Source organism: bacterium (assembly GCA_019912885.1).
GTDB lineage: Bacteria > Lernaellota > Lernaellaia > JACKCT01 > JACKCT01 > JAIOHV01.
The window spans coordinates 1-3,293 of record JAIOHV010000032.1 but is presented as its reverse complement, the minus strand read 5'-3'; the positions used below and the strand labels follow the sequence as shown (position 1 = coordinate 3,293).

The window sequence follows — 3,293 nt, the reverse complement described above, 5'->3', positions numbered from 1 at the left end:
CATGTATGCGTGCGGCATCGTGTTCACGCTCGGCGACGACTACTTCGTGTTCGCCGAGGACGCCGCTCAGGTTTGCGACCTCATGGACAACGACTGGACCTGCTACCAGACCTGCATCGACAACGACTGCCCCGGTGACGTGCAGGGCGCGAGAGGTTGCATGGACGCCTGCGACGCGAGTTGAGATAAAGCGCGATTGACCGCCCCACCCGCGCGTGATTTCATCGGCGCGTCATGAATGCGCGCATCTTGTTCATCGTCCTTTTGGCCGCCCTCGCCGGGTGCATCGCCGGGGGTACGGACGACGACGGGCGCCCGGTCTTTCGCCTTCCCGACGATAGCGACGACGAGGACGCGTGCCGCGACGCGATCGACGCGCTGAACGAGTGCGTCGTGTTTCTGGACGATAACGGCGACGAGATGAGCGCGGATTCCATCGCGCGCGGCTGCGGCCGCGACCCCGTGGACTGTTACGCGGACTGCTACGATCCGGGCGGGACGTGCCGGCAATGGCACGATTGCCTTACGGACGAATGCGGGCTCGACGCATCTTGAGGAATTGGGAATTGCGAATTGGGAATTGGGAATGGAATCGCAACGTCGCAATTCAACAACTCGCGCGACTTGTCACCCTGAGCGACTTGTCACCCTGAGCGACGCGTCACGCTGAGCGACTTGTCACCCTGAGCGACGTGTCACGCTGAGCGACGTGTCAGGCTGAGCGACGTGTCACGCTGAGCGATTTGTCACCCTGAGCGAAGCGAAGGGTCTCGCACCGCGCCATCAAGAATGTAGATCCTTCGCTTCGCTCAGGATGACAAGGCTCGGTTTCCGGTCTTCCTGCCGCGGGATGACAAGGCTCGGCTTCCGGTCTTCCTACCTCAGCTTCCGCGCCACGCGCAGGAATCCGTAGAACGCGGACACGCCCATGTAGACCGTGGCGACGGCCATGAAGAGCGTCACGACGTTCGGCGGCAGGCCTCCCATCCACCAGGCAAACAAGAGGATGTACACGGGGTATTTCGTCTTGACGACGTAGGCGTAGGGGATCGACAGGAGGTTCTGCCCGACGGCGAAGATCGTGACGTAGAGGTAGGTGATGACGTAGGTGGCGCCGACCGGCCAGGGGATCGGGCCGAAATACGTCGCGGTGACGATGACGATGACCATGCCGGTCACGTCGTTGGTCATGTCCATGAGCGCGCCGTGCGCCGCGCCCTTGCGCCCGAGGTATTGCGCGAGCGGGCCGTCGATGCCGTCGAGGACGAGATGGATGGCGAGCACGATGAACGCGGCGCCGTAGGCGCGCGCGCCGTAACAAAGCGGAAACCCGACGAGCAGCACGAAAAAGCTCGCGCCGGTCACATGATCCGGGCCGATGCCGCGCGCGGCGAGGTGGCCGAGGATGGGATTGAACAGCCCGTAGCGAAATCGCCGGAACGCCTGGAAATAGGGCCGCTCCGCCGCGCCAAAATAGCTCCAGCGGTCGGCGGCCGTCGTCGCCGCGCCGGGCTCGGCCGCGTCGTCGTCGCGTTCGGGATCGTCGGCGGGATCGATGTCGGTCACCATGCCAACTTCGCGCGGGGGCCGGAGCGTGTCAACGCGGGGACCAGCGAGGAAAGAGGCTGGAAGGCTGGAAGGCCGGAAGGCTGGACGGTCATCGCAAATCGCGGTTTCAACACAAAACCACCAAGGACACAAAGAAACACAAATCCTTTGTGAACTTCGTGTCCTTTGTGTTGAATTGCGATGAAATTCCGCACTCCGCACTCCGCACTCCGCACTCCGCACTCCGCACTCCGCACTTGCCGCGGTCTTTCAGCCTTTCATCCTTCGTTGCTAAGATGCCCTCCACCTTATGCCGCGTCGCAAACCCTATCCGCCCGACGAGCCGCGGACGTTCGATCTGGAGATCGAGGAGTCCGGCGGCGGCGCGCGGCTGACGCTCTCGGGCCGACTGGCGCTGACGAACGCCGAGCGCCTGCGCCGGGAGCTTGAGGACACGGCCGAGTCCACCACCGGCGACGTCTCCATCGACGTTTCCGCGGTCGATTACCTGGACGCCGCGGGCGCGGCCGTTCTGATCGATCTCGAGCGCGACCTGGCGGCGCTTGATCGTCGCGTGACGTTTCTTGGCGTCACGGCGCGCGCGGGCGTGTTGAAACTCATCGACCGCAAACGCCTGATCTCGGAGCACCCCGGGCACATCAAGCCGGAGGGCGTCATCGCGCAGATCGGCGGCGCGGCGATCGCGTTCGTCCGCGACGTTCATCACTCGATCGGCTTTGTCGGCGAATCGACGATCGGCATGATGCGGACGGCGCGGAAACCGTCGGCGCTTCGTATTGGCGACGTGCTTCACTACATGGAACGCACGGGCGCGGACGCGCTGCCGATCGTGGGGCTGATCTCGATCCTGATGGGGCTCATCCTGGGATTCCAGGCTCTGATGCAACTCAAGCAATTCGGCGCGAACATCTACGCGGCAGATCTCGTGGGGCTGTCGATCCTTCGCGAGCTCGGCCCACTCATGACGTGCATCCTCGTCGCGGGGCGGTCGGGTTCGGCGTTCGCGGCGGAGATCGGCACAATGATGGTGAGCGAGGAGGTCGACGCGCTCACCTCGATGGGATTCGACCCGATCCGCTTTCTGGTCGTGCCGAAGATCATCGCGCTGGCGCTGATGGTGCCGGTGCTCATCATTTATTCCGACTTCCTCGGCTTGCTTGGCGGGCTCATCGTCGGTACGACGGTCGGCGGCCTGACCATCAGTGCGTACGTGCAGGAGAGCGTGAAGACGATCGACCTGTGGGATATCGGCCAGGGGCTCGTGAAGGGGCAGGCGTACGCGCTCATCATCGCGGTCGTCGGCTGCATGCGCGGATTTCAGGTGCGCGGCGGCGCGGCGAGCGTGGGTCAATACACGACCAGCGCCGTCGTCACGTCGATTTTTCTTCTGATCGTCACGGACGCGATCTTCACGCTCATTTTCCAATACTGGGAGCTGTGACCGTCCATGAATTTTTGCATGACCATGACCTGGAGCACGAACCATGGGATCCCGACGCACGTCCATTCTCGTCCTCGCCATCGTTCTCGTGGTATGCCTGATCGTCCTTGTCGGCCGCATCCGCGACTTCTACGATCAACCTGACGTTTTCGTCGTGGGGGGGATCTATTCCATACCGGGCGCACAAGGGGGCGAGGCGCACATGAAAATCCTCGAGGCCGACGAGGATAACGTGCATCTGCGTTTGTATACCGGCCCCGCGCCCGACGACGACGCAGCGGAC

The 3,293-nt window shown here is 63.4% G+C and carries 5 protein-coding genes; 4 read left to right on the top strand and 1 reads right to left on the bottom strand.

Annotated features, from left to right (window positions below):
- Both K8I61_02530 and K8I61_02525 read left to right on the top strand, forming a co-directional pair.
- Nucleotides 1-184 (top strand): hypothetical protein (locus K8I61_02530; protein MBZ0270886.1); only part of this gene is annotated, 184 nt, incomplete at its 5' end.
- Nucleotides 185-234: 50 nt separating this feature from the next.
- Entirely contained in the window at nt 235-555 is a 321-nt protein-coding gene (locus K8I61_02525) for a hypothetical protein (GenBank protein ID MBZ0270885.1), read from the top strand.
- Between the two features lie 321 nt (nt 556-876).
- Here the strand turns inward: K8I61_02525 and K8I61_02520 are convergent, their stop codons facing one another.
- On the bottom strand, nt 877-1,569 hold the full coding sequence (locus tag K8I61_02520) for a hypothetical protein (GenBank protein MBZ0270884.1): 693 nt from the start codon (nt 1,567-1,569) through the stop codon (nt 877-879).
- 289 nt (nt 1,570-1,858) lie between these two features.
- On the opposite strand from K8I61_02520, the gene K8I61_02515 reads away from it, so the two are divergent.
- Together K8I61_02515 and K8I61_02510 are read left to right on the top strand one after the other, a co-directional pair.
- On the top strand, nt 1,859-3,010 hold the full coding sequence (locus tag K8I61_02515) for an MlaE family lipid ABC transporter permease subunit (GenBank protein ID MBZ0270883.1): 1,152 nt from the start codon (nt 1,859-1,861) through the stop codon (nt 3,008-3,010).
- A 43-nt stretch (nt 3,011-3,053) separates the two neighbouring features.
- The coding region (locus K8I61_02510; GenBank protein ID MBZ0270882.1) for a hypothetical protein at nt 3,054-3,293 on the top strand (240 nt) is incomplete at its 3' end.